The following is a 20,146-nucleotide window of genomic DNA, read 5'->3' on the forward strand; positions in this document are numbered from 1 at the left end:
GGGCCAGAGCCGCTACCGGCCGCCCTCGAAACCGATGCGAAGCGCTCTCGGCAAGGACGAGGAAGGGGGTGTGCTTGCGCTTCGAAAGGCTAGAAGGGGGCCGACCGCAGCGGTCCTGACAGATGTCAGGTGTCGCGTCCCGGAATCCATCCGCTTTCCGAGCGTGATCGAAGCCGCGTGGAATCTGGCCGGGTGATCGTGTAGCCCGATTTCATCTACGTACTTGGGGAGCGGCGGCTTGAACGCCGACGCGGGCGTGCCCTCGACACCGTGCTGAACAGCCCGCACTCCGAGGGGCGTTGTCAGTGCGACCCCATAGCTTTGAGGCCATGACGGAAAGATCTGATCGCGTGTCCCGGGAAGTGGCTTCCTCGCATGGGCCGGCCTCTTGGCGGGCGGACTGGACGTGCGGTTCCGCGTCCGACCCTCGGCTGCTCCGCTCCTTCAAGGGTCACGACGCCCCCGTGGTCGCGGTGGCGACGGCGGTCGTCGACGGGCGTCCGGTGGTCGTCTCGGCGAGCCGTGACTCGACGGTGTGCGTCTGGGACCTGGCGACGGGGGAACGGCTGCATACGCTGACGGCGGCTCCCGCCGACCCCATGTCGTCGTTGTCGCCCGAGTTGGTGGCCCTGGCCACGGTGGTGGTCGACGGGCAACCCCTGGTCCTCACATGTCACATCGACGGGACCGCGAGGCTGTGGGATCCGGCGACGGGGTGTTCTGCGGGCGAACTGGCCCTGGGACTGGCGCAGTTGGTCCTGGACGGCCGGCATGTGGTGCTGGCCGTCCAGTCGGACCGGACGCTGGGTGTGTGGGACCGGGCAACCGGCGGTCGGCTCGGCGTGTTCCCGTGGATGGTGGACATAGGGGTGCTGGATGGACGCGAGGTCGTCGTGACGTGTCCGCCCGACCACCGAGCGCAGGTGTGGGACCTGGCCACCGGTCGCGAGGTCGGCGAGTGCCTGCCGGCCGAGGGACCGTGGACACTCGAAGGGCGGGACATCGCCGTAACCGAGGAAGAGGGCCGGGCAGGCCGCGTGTGGGATCTGGACCGCCACGTGCTTCTGGCAGCCGGCCTACGGGAGTTGCTGGCGGATGCCGAGTACGAACACGCCGTGTCAGCCCTGGCGGGCGTCGACACAGTCTCAACCCTGACGGTCGTCGACGGCCGGGTCGTGGTCCTCGACACCCACTACGAGGGTCCACCGGAGCTCGTCGGCGACCTCGTCCCCATGTTCATTCCCTACGGCCCGTCCCCGACACTGACCCTGGAAGGTCGCGGTGTCGCGCTCGCCGTGAGCGTGGACGTGGACCACACACTGCGCTTCTGGGAGCTGCCGACGCGCCCCATGGACACCACGGGCCCTGACGGTTCGCGGAGGATTCGCGGCATCCCCTTGGAAACGACCGCAGGCAAGGAGCTGATCAAGAGCAAGAGCGATCCGGGAGACCTCGTCGACCTGTCGAGCCTGCTCTCCGCCCGGACGAACGGCCTGCTCGTCGCCGAGTCCAGCTGGGAAATCCAGGTGCGGGACGCGTCCCGGAGCCTGGTGCTGGGAGACACGCCCGTCTCCCTCGTCCCCGGTCCGGACGGCACGGTCACGCCTCTGCACACGCTCGACCGGTCGCCCGCGGGCAGTGCGCTGACCGGTCACACCGACCGGGTGTGGGCCATCGACAGCGCCCCGGCCGGGCCGCGCACCCTGGCGGTCACGACATCCCGCGACCGCACCGTACGGGTCTGGGATCTCGCCACCGGCGAACAGGAGGGTGAGCCCCTCACCGGGCACACCGGCCAGGTGTGGGACGTCGCCACCACCGTGGTGGACGGACGTCCCGTCGCCGTCACCGCGGGGGAGGACCACACGGTGCGCACCTGGGACCTCACCGCTGCCCGAGGGGACGGCAGCCGACTGCGCGCCGGACACACCGAGGCCGTCCTGGCGGTCGCCACAGCGGTCTTTGACGGTGTCCCCGTGGTCGTCACCGCGGGCGCCGACCACACCGTGCGCACCTGGGACCTGACCACCGGCTCGCGGATCTCCGACCCCCTGAGCGCGGAGGTGTCCGCCATGACCACGGCGGTGGTGGGCGGACACCCGGTCGTCGTCACGGCCACTCCGGACGCCACCCTGCACATTGCGGAGCTCGCCACGGGCCGAGCCGTCCACCGTCCGTTCCCCAGCGGCCACGGGAGAGTCCTGGCCATCGCCTCGGAGACCCTGGACGGCTTGCCCGTCGCGCTCACCGCAGGCAGCGATCGCGTCGTGGGCGTCTGGGACCTCACCACCGGACAGCCCCTGGTCGCACCTCTCACCGGCCACTCCAGCCGTGTCACCGCCGTCGCCACCGCGGTTCTCGACGGACGGCCGGTGGCAGTGACGGGCAGTTGGGACAAGACCGTGCGGCTGTGGGACCTCGCCACCGGCCGACAGCTCGGCGAACCCCTGACCGGCCACACCGACTGGGTGACCGCCGTGGCCACCGCCACTCTGGGCGGAGCTCCCATCGCGATCAGCAAGGGCCGGGACCGGGTGATACGCCTGTGGAACCTGTCCACGGGGCAGCAGATCAGCGACGCCCAGGCCGCCGAGTCGGGCTCCGGCAACACACTGGCGGTCTCGGCGACGGCCGACGGACGGCTCGTCGCGGCCCTCGGCGATGACCGCACCGTCCGCTTCCGCGATCTCACCGCAGGGTGCCCGGCCGGTACCGACCACCTGCTCCCGTTCCCCGTGCACTCACTCGCGGCGGCACCGGGCGGGCACTTCGCGGTCGGGTTCGGTTGCGAGGTCGGAGTGCTGTCGAGCACGTCCTGACCAACCAGGGGCCGCGGCAGGGTGACGACGGTCTTCGCCCTGCGCCGGACAGCCCGCGCTCGGCCACTTTCGCAGCACGACCGGTTCGATCGCGGCTGACGCCGAGGTGTCCTAGAGTCGCCGGATGCGGCGAAGAACAGGACTGGCGATGGCTGGAGTTGCGGCCCTGGCCTGGGGCGAGTGGTTGAACTGGCGCTGGTCCCGGACTCTCGTGGGGAACAGCGGGGGCGCTGCCGAGGCCGTCGTCGTGTTGGGCTACCGGAATCCCCGAGCGACGGCGAACCTCGTCAACCGCTGGCGAGTCCGAGCCGGAATTCGCTCCATCGCCGCCGACAGTGCGCAAGGCACCCGCGTGATCCTCAGTGGCGGTGCGACCAGCGGTGGCGCTTCCGAGGCCCAGTTGATGGCCGACTACGCGAAGTCGGTCCTTGAGTTCGACGGCACGCTGCTCCTCGAAGAACAAAGCGCGACGACATGGGAGAACATCACGAACGTGATCCCACTGCTTGAGGACGTCGACCACATCAAGATCGCCTCGCAGCCGGCTCACGCACTCAAGGCCCGCGCGTACCTGCGACGGCAGCGCCCTGATCTTGCGGAGAGACTCGTGCGTGCGGACGACTACCGCCCCGGCGAGTGGATGGTCGTCAAACCACTGCTGGCCTTGTACGGACTCTGGACACTCCGCGGTCTCAAGGCCGACGAACGGAAGATCTCGCTGTAGACAGCCACTCTCGCTTCAGCGGCACCGTGAGCGTGCCGCCCGCCGGGGCCGTCCCGCTCAGGCTCGGCTTCGGCGCGAGCCGCACCGTCGACAGCGGCGGCCTGGCAGTCCGGTCCGACGCCGGCCGGGCCGAGGTGAACGTCCACGCCCCTGCCACCTTCGTGCTGATGGAGGTGTCGTCGGCGGAACGGCTCGCCTCGACCGTCAGGCGGTACGCGGCGGAGGCGGCGAGGTGGTCGGTAAAGTCCGGCGCATGACTGCCGTGTTGTTCGACTTCTCCGGAACCCTCTTCCGAATCGAGTCCACCGAGTCCTGGCTGCGCGCGGTCCTGGCCGACTCCGAAGTGTCCCTGCCCGAACCGGAGTTGCTCCGGGCGACGAAGGAACTGGAGGCCGTGGGCGCGCTGCCGGGCGGGGCCCTCCCGTCGGAGCCGGTGCCGGACGACGTGGCCCACGTGTGGGGCATCCGCGACCGGAGCTCCGAGTTGCACCGGGCGGCGTACACCGGTGTCTCCCGTCAGGTGACGCTCCCCGATCCGGGCCTGCACGACAGGCTGTACGACCGCCATATGGCTCCGGCCGCCTGGCGCCCTTACCCCGACACCGCCGAGGTGCTGGGCGCGCTGCGCGAGCGCGGTGTCGCCGTCGGCGTGGTCAGCAACATCGGCTGGGACCTGCGGCCGGTGTTCAGGGAGCACGGCCTCGACCCGTACATCGACGCGTACGTCCTGTCGTACGAGCACGGCATCCAGAAGCCCGACCCCAGGCTGTTCGCGACCGCCTGCGACGCGCTCGGGGCCGATCCGCGGGACACCCTGATGGTCGGCGACGACCGGCGCGCGGACGGCGGAGCCGCGGCCCTGGGCTGCGCGGTGCACTTCGTCGACCATCTGCCGGTCACCGAGCGCCCGGACGGGCTGCGGCCCGTACTGGACCTGGCGGGGTGAGGAGCCGTCGGCGCTGAAGGCTCCTCGGCCCGGTCAGCCCAGGTAGCCCTCGACCTGCGACGACGGCCGGACGTGCGCGTCGTCCGGGTTCTCGCCGAACTCGGACTTCGCGCGCCGTCGGCGCAGCAGGTCCCAGCACTGGTCGAGCTCGCGCTCCAGCTGTCCGAGCCGTTCGTGTTCGGTCGTGCTGTCGATCCGCCCGGACGCGACGGCGTCGCGGAGCCTGCGTTCGTCGTCGACCATCGCCGTGATCCTGGCCAGGATCTGCTCTTGATCCATGTCCCACGCCTCCTCGGCACTCCACCCCACTGTAAGGAGCGGGCGGCGGCGCGGCGACAGCTGCCGGCCGGGCCCGGACGGCCGTGCGGGACGACATGAAGGCGGCCGTACTTCCCGTCCGCCCGAGACGATCCCCCGCGTCGCCCCGAGCGGACGGCAGCCCGGAGAAGATCCCTGGAGGGGGTCGCTCCGGACACCCTGAGTATAGTTGGCTGGCAGCCAGTCAACGCAGGAGTACATAGGATGTCCCCTCGCAGCCCCTCGGTCAATGAAGAGTTGCGGCGGCGTTCCCGCGAGAGGCTTCTGCAGGCGGCCCTGGAGCTCGTCAGCGAGCGTGGGTACGAGGCCACGACCTTGGGCGACATAGCGGACCGGGCCGGTTCTGCCCGCGGCCTCGTCTCGTACTACTTCCCGGGCAAACGCCAGCTCGTCCAGTCGGCGGTGCACCGGCTGATGCACCGCACGCTGGACGAGGCGCTGGAGCGCGAGCCGCGCACGGAGGACGGTCGGGAGCGCATGGCGCGGGCCATCGACGCCATCCTGGGCCTGGCCCGCGATCACCCCGTAGTGATGCGCCAGCACATGGCGGGCATCCTCCAGGCCGAGGGGTTCGTGCAGTGCGCGGAGCAGCAGCGTCTGGCGGAGCTGCTCGGCGACACCATGGCCCGCTACGGCTCACCGGACGCCGCCACCGACTACCCGATGCTGCGCGCGCTCCTGATGGGTTCGGTGTACGCGGCACTGGTGCCCGGGGTTCCGATGCCGCTCCGGACGCTGCGGGCCGAGCTGTTCCGGCGCTACCGGCTCGACTGGGAGCGGGGTGCCCCGCCGGGCGCCGAGGCACCCGGCGGGACCTGCCATGAGGACCTCTCACGGTTCTTCGCTCCCGAGAACCGCGAGCAGGGCCGTGAGCACAACCGCGAGGCGGCCGAGGCCGACCGAACCGGGTCCGGTCGGCCGAAGGAGTCCGGTCAGTCGAAGTAGTCCGGCTGCGTCTGGACGTTCAGCTCACGCAGACGCTGCTTCTTCGCCGGGTCCGTACGACGGTCGTTGATCTTCAGAACGTCGAAGCCCTTGGCCATGTCGTTCGAGTAGATGTAACCGTTGTAGTAGTACGCCGACCACGAGCCGCCGGTGACCATGCTCGTGGTGCTCAGCGGACCGCGCTCGAAGAACGCGATCTCCTTGGGCTTCGAGGAGTTGGTGAAGTCCCAGACGGAGATGCCGCCCTGGTACCAGGCCTGGACCATGATGTCCTTGCCCTTGACCGGGATCAGCGAGCCGTTGTGGGCCACGCAGTTCTCGGTGTCCGCCTGGTGGCGCGGGATCTTGAAGTAGCTCTTGAAGACGAGCTTGCGCTTGTCGCCCTTGCCAACGATGTCGTAGATGCCGTCGGCGCCGCGGTTCGGACCGGTGGCCGCGTTGCAGGTGGCCGCGCCGCCGCCGCCCAACTCGTCGGTGAAGACGACCTTGTCGGCCTTCTGGTTGAAGCTCGCCGAGTGCCAGAACGCGAAGTTCACGTTGTCCTGGACCTGGTCGATGACCTTCGGGTTCTCCGGGTCCTTGATGGAGAACAGGATGCCGTCGCCCATGCAGGCGCCCGCCGCGAGGTCCTTGGAGGGCAGCACGGTGATGTCGTGGCAGCCGGTGGTCTTGGAGACGCCCGGGTTGGTGGGCCCGCCCGGGTTGCCACCGCCGTCAGGTCCCGAACCGGGGAACAGGACGGGGAAGTTGACGATCTTCGCCTTCTGCGGGGCCTTGCGCGGCACCTTGATGACCGAGATGCCGTCGTGCGGCGGCTGGCAGTCGGGGAAGGCGGCGCTGGGCGAGTACGAGGAGACGTAGACGTAGACGTTCTTGCGCTCCGGCACCAGCGTGTGGGTGTGCGAACCGCAGGCGGTCTCGACGGCCGCGACGTACTTCGGGTTCCGCTTGTCGCTGATGTCGAAGACCTTCATGCCCTCCCAGGACGCCTTCTCCGTCGCGGGCTGCGTGGTGCTGTTGCAGGAGTTGTCGCTGCGCGAGGAGTCGGTGGAGAGGAAGAGCAGGTCGCCGGAGACGGAGATGTCGTTCTGCGAGCCCGGGCAGAGCACCTGGGAGACCGTCTTCGGGGACTTCGGGTTGCTGATGTCGAAGATGCGGAAGCCGTCGTAGTTGCCGGCGAACGCGTACTTGCCCTGGAAGGCCAGGTCCGAATTGGTGCCCGCCAGCGTGTCCTTGGGGATGTTGGCGAGGTGCTGGATGTTCTCCGAGTGGACGATCTCGTCCTGCCCGGGTATCTCGCCGTTCGCTATCGCGGCCCTGGCCTCGGCCGCCTCGCTCTTGGAGACCTTCTGCGACGCGGCCGGCGAGTCCCCGGGGTCTGGGGTGGCGACCGCCGGACCGGCCGTGAGCAGCGCGGCCAGGAGGCCCGCCGCGGTGGCGGCAACTCCCAGACGTCTGCGCCGCGTTCGGTGGTTGTTCAACAGGGTCACTGCGTCCTCCCTTGTAGCCGTTCGCAGTCGAACGGTTCAGGTTCACCCGAAGTATCGTCTTCATCATGCACAGATCAACAGGCGGCAACGCATTCGTAATGAATGTTTTTGATCAATCACGTTCAGCAGCGTGCTAAGACGGTCATCAACACTCACGAGGTGGCTGTTGTCCCGGGTGACTCAGGAGGTCGCTGTGCCCTTTGGCCGTACGTCCCTGTTCCGCGTCGCGATCGCGGCGTCCGCCGTCCTCGCGCTCGGGGGCTGCACGGGTTCGGACGACGAGACCCCGTCCAAGTCCGCGGCGGGTACGGGCCCTTCGGTCATCGCCCCCGGCAAGCCGGGCGAGGCGGCCCAGACGCTCTCCGCCGAGGACGCCGCGAAGCACCGGGCCGAGGACGACTCCCCCAACACCGCCGACCGCGACTACGCGCGCATGATGATCGAGCATCACACGCAGGCGTTGGAGATGACGCAACTCGCCGCGAAGCACGCCGAGTCGACCCGGGTGAAGGGGCTGGCCGACCGGATCGCGGCCGCGCAGCGACCCGAGATCAACACCATGAAGGGCTGGTTGAAGAACCACGGCGGTACCGGAAAGAGCGAGTCCCACGACCACGAGCCGATGCCGGGCATGGCGACCGAGGCGCAGCTGAAGAAGCTGCGGGCGGCGCAGGGCAAGGCGTTCGACGAGCTCTTCCTGAAGCTGATGATCACCCATCACGACGGCGCCGTCACCATGGCGACCGACGTCAAGGCCCAGGGCAACAACCTCCAGATCGAGGAGATGGCCGACGACGTGATCGCCCAGCAGACGGCCGAGATCAGCCGGATGCGCGAGATGTCCTGACGGCGCCCGCCCCGCCCGGCGCCCTACCCGATCAACACCGGGCCCGCCCAGCGCCCTGCGCAATCACCCGACCCGCTCAGCGACGCACGTGGCGCGGCGTGAGCAGGCCCGCGTCCCGCGCTCCCGCGATCAGTCTGAGTGCGCGTCGACGACTGTGTCCGGTCGCGGACATCACCGCGAGCACCGGGTCCCGGCCCGCCTCCTGAGCCGCCAGATACTCCCCGGCGACGAAGCGCCGGCCCTCGACGCCGCGCGGCCGGGCGGGGCGTGCGTGCCGCTTCTCCGGAGACTCGTCGGTGGACGCGGCACCCACCGGTTCCGCCGCTCCCCCGCACGCCTCCAGGAGCGGGCCCTCGATCCAGTCCGGAAGAACCGCCAGGTCGTCGAGCGAGAGCGCCGGCCGGGCCCGTACGTCCTCGACGGAGACGCAGCCGTCGCACACCACGGCGAGCATGTCGACCTGGGCACCGTCGTCGAAGCACAGTCGGACGTTGCACCACGTCGTGGCGGAGTCGCGCTCCCCCTCGCGCTCCCGCACTTCCCAGGCAGGCCATACGGACACGACACCGTCCGGCGCATATCGATCAAACAGATCAAGAAAGGATGCTTCCAGCACATACGCAACGTAACCGCATGATCACATTCTCTGCGAATAGGCACGCATACGTTCCCGGCCGGGCACCCCGTCGGCGCAGCACCGTGTTCCGCCCCTCCCCGGGCGTGCCGTGCGGTGCGATGCTGGAAGCACCAGCGGTCTCCTCGTTCTGCTCGGGGAAGGGGCTCATCCGTGCTGCAGGTCGCCGTCGTCGGCTCGGGGCCGAGTGGGGTGTACACCGCGCAGGGGCTCGTCCAGCAGGGCCAGGTGCCGGAAGTCAGGGTGGATGTCCTGGACCGGCTGCCGTGCCCGTACGGACTGGTGCGCTACGGCGTGGCACCCGACCACGAGAAGATCAAGTCGCTGCAGAACAATCTGCGTACGGTCCTGGAGCACGAGCGGGTGCGGTTCCTCGGCGGTGTCCGGGTCGGCCCGGACGGGCTGCCGGCCGCCCGGTTGCGGGAGCTGTACCACGCGGTCGTGTACTGCGTGGGCGCCGCCACCGACCGGCATCTCGGGGTGCCCGGCGAGGAGCTGCCCGGCAGTTGGTCGGCGACCGAGTTCGTGTCCTGGTACAGCGCGCATCCGGACTCCCTGGCCGATGGTTTCGTGATCGGCGCGCGGGCGGCGGTCGTCATCGGCGTCGGCAATGTGGCGGTGGACGTGACCCGGATACTGGCCCGCGGCGCCGCGGAGCTGAGCCCCACCGACATACCCCAGGCGGCGCTCGCCGCACTGGCCGACAGCCGGGTGCGGGAGATCCAGATGGTGGGGCGGCGCGGCCCGTCGCAGGCCCGCTTCACCACCAAGGAACTGCGCGAACTGGGCAGCCTGCCGGACACCGAAGTGGTCGTGGATCCGGCGGAGTTGGCGCTCGATCCGGCGTACGCCGATCCCTCCGCGCTGCCTGCCGCGCAGCGCCGCAACGTCGAGGTGCTGCGCGGCTGGGCCGAACAGCCACGCCCGGCCGGCAGCCGACGGATCCGGCTCCGCTTCTTCCTCCGCCCGGTCGAACTGCTCCCGGACTCAGGGCGCGTGGGCGCCGTCCGCTTCGAACGGACACTCCCGGACGGCCGGGGCGGCGTGACGGGAACGGGCCGGTTCGAGGACATCGAGGCCCAGTTGGTCCTGCGCTCGGTCGGCTATCGCGGAGTGCCGCTGGAGGGCCTCCCCTTCGACACGGGCCTCGGTACCGTGCCCCACCTCGCGGGCCGCGTCCTGCGCGACGGCTCGGTCTCCCCCGGCGAGTACGTGGCCGGCTGGATCAAACGCGGCCCCACCGGCGTCATCGGCACCAACCGCCCCTGCGCGAAGGAAACGGTGGCTTCACTCCTGGAGGACGCGCCGGCGCTCGCGGAGCGCGATGTGCTGCCCGATCCGCTGGCCGCACTGAGGGCCGAGGGCCTGCGCCCGGTCGAGTGGGAGGGCTGGCAGGCGATCGAGCGGGCGGAGGCGGAACTGGGCGCCTCACTGGGCAGGCACGTGGTCAAACTCCCCGACTGGCAGTCACTGCTGGAAGCGGCCCGGGCGCAGGGCACCCCGTAGGGGGCGCGGGACTGTGACATTCGCGGCTCCGCCGCGAGGGCGCGAAGGCGTGACCAGCCACACACGACCCACGGATAGCCACCCGCCTCTCCGGGCATGACACCTGGCGGCAACAGGCCAGAAATCAACAAACTGTTCAACCCGCTTACGGTCTCAGGCAGTCCCCACCTCCCCGCCGCTCCTGGAGTGCCCATGGCAGCCCCGACCCCCACACCCGCACGTCAAGTGCACCCCGTGGACCAGGTCCCACCCGTCCGCCACCTCGCCGCCTTCGGTCTGCAGCACGTCCTCGCGATGTACGCGGGCGCGGTCGCCGTCCCCCTGATCGTCGGCAGCGCGATGAAGCTGTCGCCGGCGGACCTGGCGTACCTGATCACGGCCGACCTGCTGGTGTGCGGCATCGCGACGCTCATCCAGTGCGTCGGCTTCTGGCGCTTCGGCGTGCGGCTGCCGATCATGCAGGGGTGCACCTTCGCGGCCGTGTCGCCGATGGTGCTGATCGGTACGGGCGGCGGCGGACTGCCCGCGATCTACGGGTCGGTGATCGTCGCCGGGCTGGCGATCATCCTGCTGGCGCCGGTCTTCGGAAAGCTGCTGCGGTTCTTCCCACCGCTCGTCACGGGCACGGTGATCCTGATCATCGGGCTCTCGCTGCTGCCGGTGGCGGGCAACTGGGCGGCCGGCGGGGTGGGTTCACCGGACTTCGGCGAACCGAAGAACCTGGCACTCGCGGCCTTCGTACTGGCGGTCGTGCTCGCCGTGCAGCGGTTCGCGCCGGTCTTCCTGAGCCGGATCGCCGTGCTGCTCGGCATCGCGGTGGGGCTCGCGGTCGCCGTGCCGTTCGGCTTCACGGACTTCGACGGGGTCGGGAACGCGGACTGGCTCGGCATCAGCACGCCGTTCCACTTCGGCGCCCCCACGTTCGAGGCGTCGGCGATCGCTTCGATGCTCGTGGTGGCGTTGGTGACGATGACGGAGACGACCGGTGACTTCATCGCGGTCGGCGAGATGACCGACCGGAGGATCGAGCCCCGGACGCTCTCCGACGGCCTGCGCGCGGACGGCCTGTCCACGGTCCTCGGCGGCGTCTTCAACACCTTCCCGTACACGGCGTACGCGCAGAACGTGGGCCTCGTCGGTATGACCCGGGTCCGCAGCCGCTGGGTGGTCGCCACCGCCGGCGGCATCCTCGTCCTGCTCGGCCTGCTGCCCAAGCTGGGCGCGGTGGTCGCGGCCATACCGGCTCCGGTGCTCGGGGGTGCGGGCCTGGTCATGTTCGGCACGGTCGCCGCCAGCGGACTGCGGACGCTGACGCAGGTCGACTTCAAGGGCAACAACAACCTGACGGTGGTGGCCGTTTCGGTCGCCGTGGGCATGCTGCCGGTCGGGGTGCCGACGGTGTACGCGAAGTTCCCCGACTGGTTCCAGACGGTGATGAACAGCGGTATCAGCGCGGGCTGTCTCACCGCGATCGTGCTGAACCTGCTCTTCAACCACCTTCCCTCGAAGGGCGGTTCAGCCGCCCCCGAGGCGAACGGCCTGGCGAGCGGCGGCGGCGAGGACACTGTCGAGAAGCCCCGGGAAGAGATCGTCTAGGTCGTCGCGCCGCAGCCCGTTCATCTTGGCGGTGCCCCGGTAGACCTGCCGGATCACACCCGCCTCGCGCAGCACCCGGAAGTGGTGTGTGGTCGTGGACTTGGTGACGGGCAGGTCGAAGTGCGAACAGGAGAGCTCGTCGCCGTCGGCGGCGAGCTCTCGCACGACCAGCAGCCGCATCGGATCGGAGAGCGCGTGCAGCACGGCCTCCAGCCGGAGCTCCGCGCGCTCGGGGTGCGGGAGGTCGCGGCTGCTGCTGGCGGGGGCGGCGGTCGTCACGGCGGCTCCAGTCCGTCGGGGCCGGAGATCTGAGGTCCGAGGTCTCCGGAGAACCTCATTGTACGAGAGGTCTCGTAGTTTGACATCTCCCGTACTACGATGCCTATCGTACGAGTCGTAACCGGCCCCCGTCACGAATTGGAGTCCGCCGTGAGCGCGCTCTTCGAGCCCTACACCCTGCGCGATCTGACCGTCCCGAACCGGGTCTGGATGCCGCCGATGTGCCAGTACTCGGCCGCGCCGGAGGGCCCCGCGACGGGCGCCCCGAACGACTGGCACTTCGCGCACTACGCGGCGCGGGCCGCCGGCGGGACGGGCCTGATCATCGTCGAGGCCACCGCCGTCAGCCCCGAGGGCCGGATCTCCCCGTACGACCTGGGCATCTGGAACGACACCCAGGTCGAGGCGTTCCGGCGGATCACGCGGTTCCTGGTGTCCCAGGGCACGGTTCCCGCGATCCAGCTCGGGCACGGCGGCCGCAAGGCCTCGACCGACCGCCCCTGGAAGGGCGGCGCGCCCGTCGGCCCGGACGCGTACGGCTGGCAGCCGCTCGGGCCGAGCCCGGTCGCCTTCGACGAGAACCACCCCGTGCCGACCGAGCTGACGGTGGACGGGATCAAGGAGATCGTCGGCCAGTTCGCGGACGCCGCGCGGCGGGCGCTGGACGCCGGCTTCGAGATCGCCGAGATCCACGGCGCGCACGGCTATCTGATCGGTGAGTTCCTCTCCCCGCACTCCAACCGGCGCACGGACGCGTACGGCGGCTCGTACGAGAACCGCGTGCGCTTCGCCCTCGAAGTCGTGGACGCCGTGCGCGAGGTGTGGCCCGACGACAAGCCACTGTTCTTCCGCGTCTCGGCCACCGACTGGCTGGAGGAGAACGGCTGGACGGCCGACGACACGGTCCGCTTCGCCGCCGAACTGACCGCCCACGGCGTAGACCTGCTCGACGTCTCCACGGGCGGCAACGCGTCCGGCGTACGCATCCCCGTCGGGCCCGGCTACCAGGTGCCCTTCGCCGCGCGAGTCAAGGGCGAGACGTCGATGGCCGTCGCCGCCGTCGGTCTCATCACCGATGCCGAGCAGGCCGAGAAGATCGTCGCCAACGGTGAGGCCGACGCCGTTCTGCTGGGCCGGGAGCTGCTGCGCAACCCTTCGTGGGCCCGGCATGCGGCCCGCGAACTCGGCGGCGATGTGCACGTGCCGGACCAGTACCACCGCTCGGTCTGACGGCACCTGCCGCTGACACGGTCCACTCCGGACGCGGCTCACTTCGCGCCACCTACTTCTGGCGGTCGAGCCAGTCCGTGAAGCTGGTCCGGGCGAGGTGGGCGTCGGGGCCGGGCAGGAGCTCTCGCCCCTGGGGGTGAGCGCCGAAGTAGCCGACGGACTCGTCGGTGACGACCTCGCGCGGGTCCTTCTCGGCCGCCAGGCCCGTGCGGACGAACTCGTCGAGGTGGAGCTCCTCGGGGCCCGCCACCTCGGTGGTCCCGTTCAGCGGAGCCGCCTCGGCGGCCAGGGCGACCGCCGCGACCACGTCGTCGGACGCGAGCGGCTGGAGGAGCGAGGAGGGCAGCCGGACCGTGTCGCCGTCGGTGGATCCGGCCGCGATGCCCTTCGCGAACTCGAAGAACTGGGTGGCTCGGACGATCGTGTACGGGATCCCGGAGCCCTTGATCAGCTCCTCCTGGCCGACCTTGGCGCGCAGGTAGCCCGAGTCGGGCAGCTGTTCGCTCCCCACGACCGACAGGGCGACATGGTGTCCCACGCCCGCCGCGCTCTCGGCCGCGACGAGGTTGCCCGTGGACGTACGGAAGAACTCCAGTACCGCGCTGTCCTCGAAGGAGGGCGAGTTGGACACGTCGACGACGACCGAGGCGCCCTTGAGCGCGTCGTCGAGGCCCTCGCCCGTGATGCTGTTGACGCCGGTGCTCGGGGAGGCGGGCAGAACCTCGTGGCCGTCCGCCCTGAGCCGTTCCACCAGCTTCGACCCGATGAGCCCAGTGCCGCCGATGACTACGATCTTCATGGTGCAACCCTTCCGGTTTCGTCCGACGGGATCGGACCTGCTGACCATGTAGACCGGACAGGGTGCGGGTTTGTGACAGCCTCGGTCTTCTCCGGGCGCCGCCCGGCTCTCCTCCTGGCGCCCGCCTCCTACGGAGTACCGCGAGGACCCGACAGCGACTGGACGTACGGGTCGAGCTTGGCCGGGTTCATCACCCACATGATCCGCTCGATGCCCTGCGCGGAGGCGTCGACGGCCAGCAGGGCGACGGCTCTGCCCTCGTGGGAGACGAGCACGGCCGGGCAGCCGTTCGCCTCGACCCACTCGGTCCCGGCACCGGGCCAGAACCTCGGCGCGAAGGCCGCCAGGTACTTGGCGACGCGGACACTGCCGAGCACCGGGATCCTCGACGCGCCACGCACTCCCCCGCCGTCCGAGTAGCTGACGACGTCCTCGGCGAGCAGCTCTTCCAGTGCCGCGAGGTCACCCGTCTGCGCCGCCGCCAGGAAGACTTCCAACAGCCGCCGGTGCTCGCCCGCGTCCACCGGCTCCCGCCGCTCGGCGGCCAGGCGTCTGCGCCCCCGGCTGACCAGCTGACGGGCGTTGGCCTGCCCCGTTTCCAGGATGGCCGCGATCTGCTCGTACGGGTAGTCGAACGCCTCGCGGAGGACATAGGCCGCCCGTTCCGTCGGCGTCAGCTTCTCCAGGAGGAGAAGCACCGCCAGCTCCACCGCCTCGCCGCGTTCGGCCCCGAGCTGCGGGTCGAGGCTCGTGTCCACCGGTTCGGGGAGCCACGGGCCGACGTACGTCTCGCGGCGTACGCGCGCGGACTGGGCGACGTTGATAGCCAGGCGGGTGGTCACGGTGGTGAGATAGGCGGGCGGGTCCAGGACGACCGTACGGTCCGTCGACTGCCAGCGCAGCCAGGCCTCCTGGACGACGTCCTCGGCCTCCGCCGCGCTCCCGAGCATGCGATAGGCGATGCCGAAGAGCTGCCGCCGCACGCCGACGAACGCCGCCGCGGCCTCGTCCAGCGGACTCTTCTCGGGATGCTCCGAATGCGTCGCCTCTGCGGCTCCCTCCGGATGGTCCGAACCCGTCGCCTCGGCCCTCTCCGGGTGTTCCGAACGCATCGCCGCTGCTGCCTCCGCCTCCGTGAGCCGCTCCGTGGACGTGCGGATTCTTTCACGGGGCGCACGACGTGAAGCAGGAGGTCCCGGTGTTCAGGCCGTCGCGGCCCGCCTCCTCAGCCGGTCTTCCATCCCCACTGGGGACCGACCCGCTCCCACTCCGTGTCCCACTGGTCCATCCGCCTCCGCTCCAGGCGCCCGCGGACCACCCGCCCGCCTGCGAAGGGCACGACAGAGGCGCTCACTCCGAACAGAATGCCGATCATCGCCGCCCGCAGTCCGGCCTGGGCCTCCGTCGCGGGCCTGGTGACGAGCAGGCCGTCGGGGTCGGTCCACACGGTGACCGAGGTGCCGGCCGTGCTGCCGGGGTCGACCCGGGTCTGGCCCTCGTGGGCCGAACCGTCGGGCGCGGTCCAGCGGACCTTCGCCCACACCCGCTCCGCACCGGCCGCCCTGGTGCCGGGCGCCCGCTCGGTGAGCGCCGCGGGTACGGGCCGCCACTCGACGCGCTCCCTGGCGAGGGTGCGCTCGACCGACTGCGCGGTCGCCAGGCCGGCGACGATCCCCGCAAGCAGGACCAGAAGCCAGGTGGCGAGCACGGTCCAGGCCTCCAGCCTGTCGCTGCGGCGCCGCAGCGGATTGGGCCACCACCGCCACAGCAACGCCCTCGGACCTCGTAACGCCGCCATCGCGGGTCCTCCTCATCACCGGCACACCGACGCCCTCCCATACGAACGCCGCCGCCCTGTTGCTCAGGAGACGTACCCCACATCGTCGGCGCCACCAAAGAAACGTTCTGACCTGCATGAATGCCGCGTCCGGGGGTGACTGTCAGTGCCGGGGTGCAGACTGGCCGATATCTGAGACAACGACGTCCGGAGGTGGCCGGCATGGCCGAGGTACTGCTCACGTTAGGCACACGCAAGGGACTGTTCATCGGGCGGCGACGCGGCGGCGCCTGGGAGTTCGACGACAGTCCGTACTTCAACGCCCAGGCGGTCTATTCGGTCGCGATCGACACCCGTGGTGACGTGCCGCGGCTCCTCGTCGGCGGCGACAGCGCGCACTGGGGCCCGTCCGTGTTCCACTCCGACGACCTGGGCCGCACCTGGACCGAGCCGGCCAAGGCCGCCGTCAAGTTCCCCCAGGACACCGGGGCTTCGCTGGAGCGCGTGTGGCAGCTGCACCCGGCGGCGGCCGAACCGGACGTGGTGTACGCGGGCACGGAACCGGCGGCGCTGTACCGCTCGACGGACCGCGGCGAGTCCTTCGAACTCGTCCGTCCCCTCTGGGAGCACCCCACCCGCTCGAAGTGGGTGCCCGGCGGCGGCGGAGAGGGCCTGCACACCGTCCTCACCGACGCGCGCGACCCGCGCGCGGTGACGGTCGCCGTCTCCACGGCCGGTGTGTTCCGCACGAAGGACGGCGGGGAGAGCTGGGAGCCGTCCAACTCCGGTGTCTCGGCGGTGTTCCTGCCGGATCCGAACCCGGAGTTCGGCCAGTGCGTGCACAAGATCGCGCAGGACCCGACGACGCCTGACCGCCTGTATCTCCAGAACCACTGGGGCGTCTACCGCAGCGACGACGCCGGGGCGCACTGGACGGACATCGGCGAGGGACTGCCGTCCACGTTCGGCTTCGCCGCGGCCGCCCATCCGCATCGCGGTGACACCGCCTACGTCTTTCCCATCAACGCCGACGCGGACCGGGTTCCCGCGGACCACCGCTGCCGTGTCTTCCGCACGGCGGACGCGGGCAAGAGCTGGGAGCCGCTCTCGGCGGGGCTGCCGCAGGAGGACCACTACGGCACGGTGCTGCGCGACGCCATGTGCACGGACGACGCGGACCCGGCGGGCGTGTACTTCGGCAATCGCAACGGCGAGGTGTTCGCGTCGGCGGACGACGGGGACAGCTGGCAGCAGCTGGCGTCCCACCTGCCGGACGTCCTCTGCGTACGGGCCTCGGTGATCGGTTGAGCCCCGGGACCGAGCCGGGCCGCGTCACCCTCCCGGGCTCCAACACCCGCCGCTGTCACCGCACATACCACCACGGGCCGTGCGGCGACCTCCGGTTGATCAACCATGCGCGTACGGCAGTAGGGTGACGCCGTGGCACCACGACCGTTGCATGAAATCGTTGAACAGGGCTGGGCGAAAGCCCTCGAACCCGTGGCCGGACGGATCGCCGAGATGGGGGACTTCCTGCGCGCGGAGATCGCCGCGGGACGCACCTATCTACCGGCGGGCCCGAACGTGCTCCGCGCCTTCCAGCAACCCTTCGACGACGTCCGGGTCCTCATCGTCGGCCAGGACCCCTATCCGACCCCGGGGCACGCGGTGGGGCTGTCGTTCTCGGTCGCGCCCGAGGTGCGTCCGCTGCCCGGCAGCCTCATCAACATCTACCGGGAGCTGACCACCGACCTGGGCCTGCCTCCGCCGACGAACGGCGATCTGACCCCCTGGACCCAGCAGGGCGTGCTGTTGCTCAACAAGGCGCTGACCACGTCCCCGCGCAAGCCGGCCGCCCACCGCGGCAAGGGCTGGGAAGAGGTCACCGAGCAGGCGATACGGGCCCTGGCCGCGCGGGGACGTCCGCTGGTGTCGATCCTGTGGGGGCGCGACGCCCGCAATCTCCGGCCCCTGCTGGGCGATCTGCCGTCGGTTGAGTCCTCGCATCCGTCACCGATGTCGGCGGACCGCGGCTTCTTCGGTTCGCGTCCGTTCAGCCGGGCCAACGACCTGCTGACCCGCCAGGGCGGCGCCCCCGTGGACTGGCGGCTGCCGTGACCCGTCCCGGCGGAACGTCGGGGATGTCGGAGGCGTCGGGCGTACTGGGAGTGGATTCCGGGGGTTCGGGGCTGCGTGTCGTCCTGGCCGTCGACGGCGGCCGGGCCACGGCTCCGCTGGCCTCCAGGGAGCCGGTGCGCACCGGCCCTCGCGGTATCGACGCCGGGCATCTCCTCGAACAACTGGTGCCGATGGCCCGGCGGTTGACGGCCGAGACCGGGGTCGACAGGCTCCGGGCGATCACGATCGGCGCCGCCGGTCTGACCACCCTGGGCGATTCGCTGCGCGCCGATCTGCCGTCGGCGCTGGCCCGCGAGCTCGGCGTACGGAGGCTCGCGTTGGTCGCCGACGCCGTCACGGCGTACACGGGTGCGCTGGGACAGCGGGTGGGCGCGGTCGTCGCCGCCGGCACGGGGATGATCGCGATCGGCACGGATCTGAAGAGCTGGCGCAGAGCGGACGGCTGGGGCCATCTGCTCGGCGACAGCGGCAGCGGCGCGTGGATCGGGCGGGCCGGACTCGAAGCGGCCCTGCGCGCCGACGACGGACGGCCTGGCGGCTCGGCCGCGCTCCTCACCCGCGTCGAACAGCTCTTCGGGTCGGTCTCGGATCTGCCGGGACGGCTCTACCCGCGCTCGGACCGCCCCGCGGTGCTGGCGTCCTTCGCACCCGAGGTGGCCGCCTGCGCGGGCGACGACCCGGTGGCGGCCGACATCCTGGCCGCCGCCGCCCGGCACATCGCCGACTCGGCGGCCGCGGTGTGCCCGGACGAGGCGTCGGGCGAGGTCCAGGTCGCCCTCACGGGTGGTCTCCTCAAGATGGGCGACCCCCTCCTCGTACCGTTGCGGGCCGCCCTGGCGGAGCGGCTGCCGTACGCCCGGCAGGTCCCGGCGGCGGGCGACCCGCTCGACGGTGCCGTACGCATCGCCGTCGACCTGGCCGAAGACCGGCTGACGCTGCCGCGCGACGAGAGCATGCTGTACGTCGTGACGGACGCCTCGGAGCCCCCGGACTCCCGTCGGCCGGCGCACTCCGCTTGATCCGTGGACAGCTGATCCATAGACAGCCAGTGAGATCGATCCGTACGTAACTCATCAGACAAAACCGGACGGATACCGCTCACCTGCACCCTCCCCGAACAGGGGAGCCCAGGAAACCAGTAACATTCGGCGCCATGAGCTCCCCCACTGGGCCCGCGTCCGGCCTGCCAGTACGAATGCCGCGACCCCGCCAGCCCGGCCGGCACCGCCGACCGGAACCGTTGGCGGCTCCCGAGGGCGCGCCCGCGCTCGTCCTCGCGGTGCCGGGCCTGCCCAGCGCCGCCACCCGCAGCCTCGCCGAGGAGGTCGTGAGCATCGCGCGCTCCGAGCTTCCCGGTCTCGACGGCCGGATCGGGTACCTCGACGGGGACGACTCGGAGTTCCCCACGCTCCAGTCCGTGCTCGCGCACGCCTCCGAGGAGCGCGTGGCGCGCTTCGAGCAGGCCCGCGCCGCCGGTGTGGACGTGGTGGAGCCCGACGGCCCGGTCGCCGTGGTCGTACCGCTGCTCGCGGGCCCCGACGGGGCGCTGCTGCGCCGGGTCCGCCAGGCCGTCATGGACAGCCGCGTGGCGGCCGAGCTGACCGATGTGCTCGGCCCGCACCCGCTGCTCGCCGAGGGGCTGCACGTGCGGCTCTCCGAAGCCGGTCTGGCCCGCGCCGACCGCGCCCGGCTGTTCACCGTGGCGACGGCCGCGGACGGCATCATCCTGGCCTCCGTGGGCGGCGACGAGGCCGTGCAGGCCGCCGGGATCACCGGCATGCTGCTCGCCGCGCGGCTCGCCGTGCCCGTGATGGCGGCGGCGCTCGACGTGGACGGCGCGATCGCGGCCACCGCCGAGCAGCTGCGCAACTCGGGCTCGCAGCAGCTGGCGCTCGCCCCGTACCTGATCGGTCCCGAGCTCGACGCGGGTCTGCTCGACGCCGCCGCGAAGGAGGCGGGCTGCTCCGCCGCCGAGGCGCTGGGCCCGTACCCGGCGATCGGCAAGCTGGCGCTCGCGAAGTACACCTCGGCGCTGGGCATCGCGCCCCCGCAGCCGCAGGGCGCGCCGGTCCGCTGACGCGGACCGCAGGCGCACAG

General features: G+C 70.9%; 20 protein-coding genes. 13 read left to right on the top strand and 7 right to left on the bottom strand.

From position 1 onward, the window contains the following. Nucleotides 1-329: 329 nt before the first annotated feature. From ACH4YP_RS38470 to ACH4YP_RS38485, 4 genes are all read left to right on the top strand, one after another. A complete protein-coding gene (locus ACH4YP_RS38470; protein ID WP_398495633.1) occupies nucleotides 330-2,819 on the top strand; it encodes a WD40 repeat domain-containing protein in 2,490 nt (829 codons plus the stop codon). A 124-nt stretch (nucleotides 2,820-2,943) separates the two neighbouring features. Beyond that, nucleotides 2,944-3,543: a YdcF family protein gene (locus ACH4YP_RS38475; protein WP_361063134.1), complete on the top strand. Its 600-nt coding sequence runs from the start codon at nucleotides 2,944-2,946 to the stop codon at nucleotides 3,541-3,543. 26 nt (nucleotides 3,544-3,569) lie between these two features. Further along, a complete protein-coding gene (locus tag ACH4YP_RS38480) occupies nucleotides 3,570-3,800 on the top strand; it encodes a hypothetical protein (RefSeq protein ID WP_361063131.1) in 231 nt (76 codons plus the stop codon). Next, nucleotides 3,797-4,489 (top strand): HAD-IA family hydrolase, encoded by a 693-nt coding sequence (locus tag ACH4YP_RS38485; RefSeq protein ID WP_361063128.1) that lies wholly within the window; start codon nucleotides 3,797-3,799, stop codon nucleotides 4,487-4,489. Before ACH4YP_RS38480 ends, ACH4YP_RS38485 begins: the two co-directional genes overlap by 4 nt. A gap of 33 nt (nucleotides 4,490-4,522) precedes the next feature. Here the strand turns inward: ACH4YP_RS38485 and ACH4YP_RS38490 are convergent, their stop codons facing one another. Continuing rightward, nucleotides 4,523-4,768 (bottom strand): DUF2630 family protein, encoded by a 246-nt coding sequence (locus ACH4YP_RS38490; RefSeq protein WP_361063125.1) that lies wholly within the window; start codon nucleotides 4,766-4,768, stop codon nucleotides 4,523-4,525. 243 nt (nucleotides 4,769-5,011) lie between these two features. Between ACH4YP_RS38490 and ACH4YP_RS38495 the strand changes: the two genes are divergently transcribed. Then, nucleotides 5,012-5,752, top strand: coding sequence for a helix-turn-helix domain-containing protein (locus tag ACH4YP_RS38495; protein ID WP_361063122.1), 741 nt, complete (start codon nucleotides 5,012-5,014; stop codon nucleotides 5,750-5,752). On the opposite strand, the gene ACH4YP_RS38500 is transcribed toward ACH4YP_RS38495, so the two are convergent. Further along, the gene (locus ACH4YP_RS38500) at nucleotides 5,740-7,242 is read right to left on the bottom strand and encodes a hypothetical protein (RefSeq protein WP_361063119.1); all 1,503 of its coding nucleotides are present in this window, start codon (nucleotides 7,240-7,242) and stop codon (nucleotides 5,740-5,742) included. The two genes, ACH4YP_RS38495 and ACH4YP_RS38500, sit on opposite strands and share 13 nt — an antisense overlap. A gap of 193 nt (nucleotides 7,243-7,435) precedes the next feature. On the opposite strand from ACH4YP_RS38500, the gene ACH4YP_RS38505 reads away from it, so the two are divergent. Next, nucleotides 7,436-8,089, top strand: a complete 654-nt coding sequence (locus tag ACH4YP_RS38505) for a DUF305 domain-containing protein (RefSeq protein ID WP_361063116.1) — start codon at nucleotides 7,436-7,438, stop codon at nucleotides 8,087-8,089. 76 nt (nucleotides 8,090-8,165) lie between these two features. Here the strand turns inward: ACH4YP_RS38505 and ACH4YP_RS38510 are convergent, their stop codons facing one another. Then, nucleotides 8,166-8,651, bottom strand: a complete 486-nt coding sequence (locus ACH4YP_RS38510) for a DUF6214 family protein (protein ID WP_361063113.1) — start codon at nucleotides 8,649-8,651, stop codon at nucleotides 8,166-8,168. Between the two features lie 225 nt (nucleotides 8,652-8,876). Between ACH4YP_RS38510 and ACH4YP_RS38515 the strand changes: the two genes are divergently transcribed. Both ACH4YP_RS38515 and ACH4YP_RS38520 read left to right on the top strand, forming a co-directional pair. Beyond that, nucleotides 8,877-10,229: an FAD-dependent oxidoreductase gene (locus tag ACH4YP_RS38515; RefSeq protein ID WP_398495637.1), complete on the top strand. Its 1,353-nt coding sequence runs from the start codon at nucleotides 8,877-8,879 to the stop codon at nucleotides 10,227-10,229. Nucleotides 10,230-10,421: 192 nt separating this feature from the next. Further along, nucleotides 10,422-11,825 (top strand): nucleobase:cation symporter-2 family protein, encoded by a 1,404-nt coding sequence (locus ACH4YP_RS38520; protein WP_398495639.1) that lies wholly within the window; start codon nucleotides 10,422-10,424, stop codon nucleotides 11,823-11,825. Here ACH4YP_RS38520 and ACH4YP_RS38525 read toward each other — a convergent pair. Next, complete coding sequence (locus ACH4YP_RS38525) at nucleotides 11,745-12,104, bottom strand: ArsR/SmtB family transcription factor (protein ID WP_398495641.1); 360 nt, start codon at nucleotides 12,102-12,104, stop codon at nucleotides 11,745-11,747. The genes ACH4YP_RS38520 and ACH4YP_RS38525 overlap by 81 nt on opposite strands. Before the next feature lie 150 nt (nucleotides 12,105-12,254). Between ACH4YP_RS38525 and ACH4YP_RS38530 the strand changes: the two genes are divergently transcribed. Beyond that, the gene (locus ACH4YP_RS38530) at nucleotides 12,255-13,334 is read left to right on the top strand and encodes an NADH:flavin oxidoreductase/NADH oxidase (RefSeq protein ID WP_398495643.1); all 1,080 of its coding nucleotides are present in this window, start codon (nucleotides 12,255-12,257) and stop codon (nucleotides 13,332-13,334) included. 52 nt (nucleotides 13,335-13,386) lie between these two features. Here the strand turns inward: ACH4YP_RS38530 and ACH4YP_RS38535 are convergent, their stop codons facing one another. The 3 genes from ACH4YP_RS38535 to ACH4YP_RS38545 all read right to left on the bottom strand — a co-directional run bounded on the left by ACH4YP_RS38535 (nucleotide 13,387) and on the right by ACH4YP_RS38545 (nucleotide 15,931). Next, on the bottom strand, nucleotides 13,387-14,133 hold the full coding sequence (locus tag ACH4YP_RS38535) for an SDR family oxidoreductase (protein ID WP_398495645.1): 747 nt from the start codon (nucleotides 14,131-14,133) through the stop codon (nucleotides 13,387-13,389). Nucleotides 14,134-14,261: 128 nt separating this feature from the next. Further along, on the bottom strand, nucleotides 14,262-15,245 hold the full coding sequence (locus tag ACH4YP_RS38540) for an RNA polymerase sigma-70 factor (RefSeq protein ID WP_398495647.1): 984 nt from the start codon (nucleotides 15,243-15,245) through the stop codon (nucleotides 14,262-14,264). Between the two features lie 113 nt (nucleotides 15,246-15,358). After that, nucleotides 15,359-15,931 (bottom strand): hypothetical protein, encoded by a 573-nt coding sequence (locus ACH4YP_RS38545; protein WP_398495649.1) that lies wholly within the window; start codon nucleotides 15,929-15,931, stop codon nucleotides 15,359-15,361. A gap of 201 nt (nucleotides 15,932-16,132) precedes the next feature. Between ACH4YP_RS38545 and ACH4YP_RS38550 the strand changes: the two genes are divergently transcribed. The 4 genes from ACH4YP_RS38550 to ACH4YP_RS38565 all read left to right on the top strand — a co-directional run bounded on the left by ACH4YP_RS38550 (nucleotide 16,133) and on the right by ACH4YP_RS38565 (nucleotide 20,126). Beyond that, the gene (locus ACH4YP_RS38550) at nucleotides 16,133-17,218 is read left to right on the top strand and encodes a WD40/YVTN/BNR-like repeat-containing protein (protein WP_398495651.1); all 1,086 of its coding nucleotides are present in this window, start codon (nucleotides 16,133-16,135) and stop codon (nucleotides 17,216-17,218) included. A gap of 132 nt (nucleotides 17,219-17,350) precedes the next feature. After that, nucleotides 17,351-18,028: a uracil-DNA glycosylase gene (locus ACH4YP_RS38555; protein ID WP_398495653.1), complete on the top strand. Its 678-nt coding sequence runs from the start codon at nucleotides 17,351-17,353 to the stop codon at nucleotides 18,026-18,028. A 23-nt stretch (nucleotides 18,029-18,051) separates the two neighbouring features. Beyond that, nucleotides 18,052-19,068, top strand: coding sequence for an N-acetylglucosamine kinase (locus ACH4YP_RS38560; RefSeq protein WP_398495655.1), 1,017 nt, complete (start codon nucleotides 18,052-18,054; stop codon nucleotides 19,066-19,068). A 134-nt stretch (nucleotides 19,069-19,202) separates the two neighbouring features. Continuing rightward, a complete protein-coding gene (locus ACH4YP_RS38565; RefSeq protein WP_361063083.1) occupies nucleotides 19,203-20,126 on the top strand; it encodes a hypothetical protein in 924 nt (307 codons plus the stop codon). The last annotated feature ends 20 nt before the right edge of the window (nucleotides 20,127-20,146 follow it).

This window comes from Streptomyces sp. NPDC020747, assembly GCF_044334695.1.
Taxonomy (GTDB): domain Bacteria; phylum Actinomycetota; class Actinomycetes; order Streptomycetales; family Streptomycetaceae; genus Streptomyces.

Excerpts from the sequence above, each read along its gene's own strand:
- ACH4YP_RS38520 (WP_398495639.1), top strand. The coding sequence starts at position 10,422 with ATGGCAGCCCCGACCCCCACACCCGCACGTCAAGTGCACCCCGTGGAC.
- ACH4YP_RS38475 (WP_361063134.1), top strand. The coding sequence starts at position 2,944 with ATGCGGCGAAGAACAGGACTGGCGATGGCTGGAGTTGCGGCCCTGGCC.
- ACH4YP_RS38550 (WP_398495651.1), top strand. The coding sequence starts at position 16,133 with ATGGCCGAGGTACTGCTCACGTTAGGCACACGCAAGGGACTGTTCATC.
- ACH4YP_RS38485 (WP_361063128.1), top strand. The coding sequence starts at position 3,797 with ATGACTGCCGTGTTGTTCGACTTCTCCGGAACCCTCTTCCGAATCGAG.
- ACH4YP_RS38565 (WP_361063083.1), top strand. The coding sequence starts at position 19,203 with ATGAGCTCCCCCACTGGGCCCGCGTCCGGCCTGCCAGTACGAATGCCG.
- ACH4YP_RS38560 (WP_398495655.1), top strand. The coding sequence starts at position 18,052 with ATGTCGGAGGCGTCGGGCGTACTGGGAGTGGATTCCGGGGGTTCGGGG.
- ACH4YP_RS38535 (WP_398495645.1), bottom strand. The coding sequence starts at position 14,133 with ATGAAGATCGTAGTCATCGGCGGCACTGGGCTCATCGGGTCGAAGCTG.
- ACH4YP_RS38490 (WP_361063125.1), bottom strand. The coding sequence starts at position 4,768 with ATGGATCAAGAGCAGATCCTGGCCAGGATCACGGCGATGGTCGACGAC.
- ACH4YP_RS38470 (WP_398495633.1), top strand. The coding sequence starts at position 330 with ATGACGGAAAGATCTGATCGCGTGTCCCGGGAAGTGGCTTCCTCGCAT.
- ACH4YP_RS38545 (WP_398495649.1), bottom strand. The coding sequence starts at position 15,931 with ATGGCGGCGTTACGAGGTCCGAGGGCGTTGCTGTGGCGGTGGTGGCCC.
- ACH4YP_RS38540 (WP_398495647.1), bottom strand. The coding sequence starts at position 15,245 with ATGCGTTCGGAACACCCGGAGAGGGCCGAGGCGACGGGTTCGGACCAT.
- ACH4YP_RS38495 (WP_361063122.1), top strand. The coding sequence starts at position 5,012 with ATGTCCCCTCGCAGCCCCTCGGTCAATGAAGAGTTGCGGCGGCGTTCC.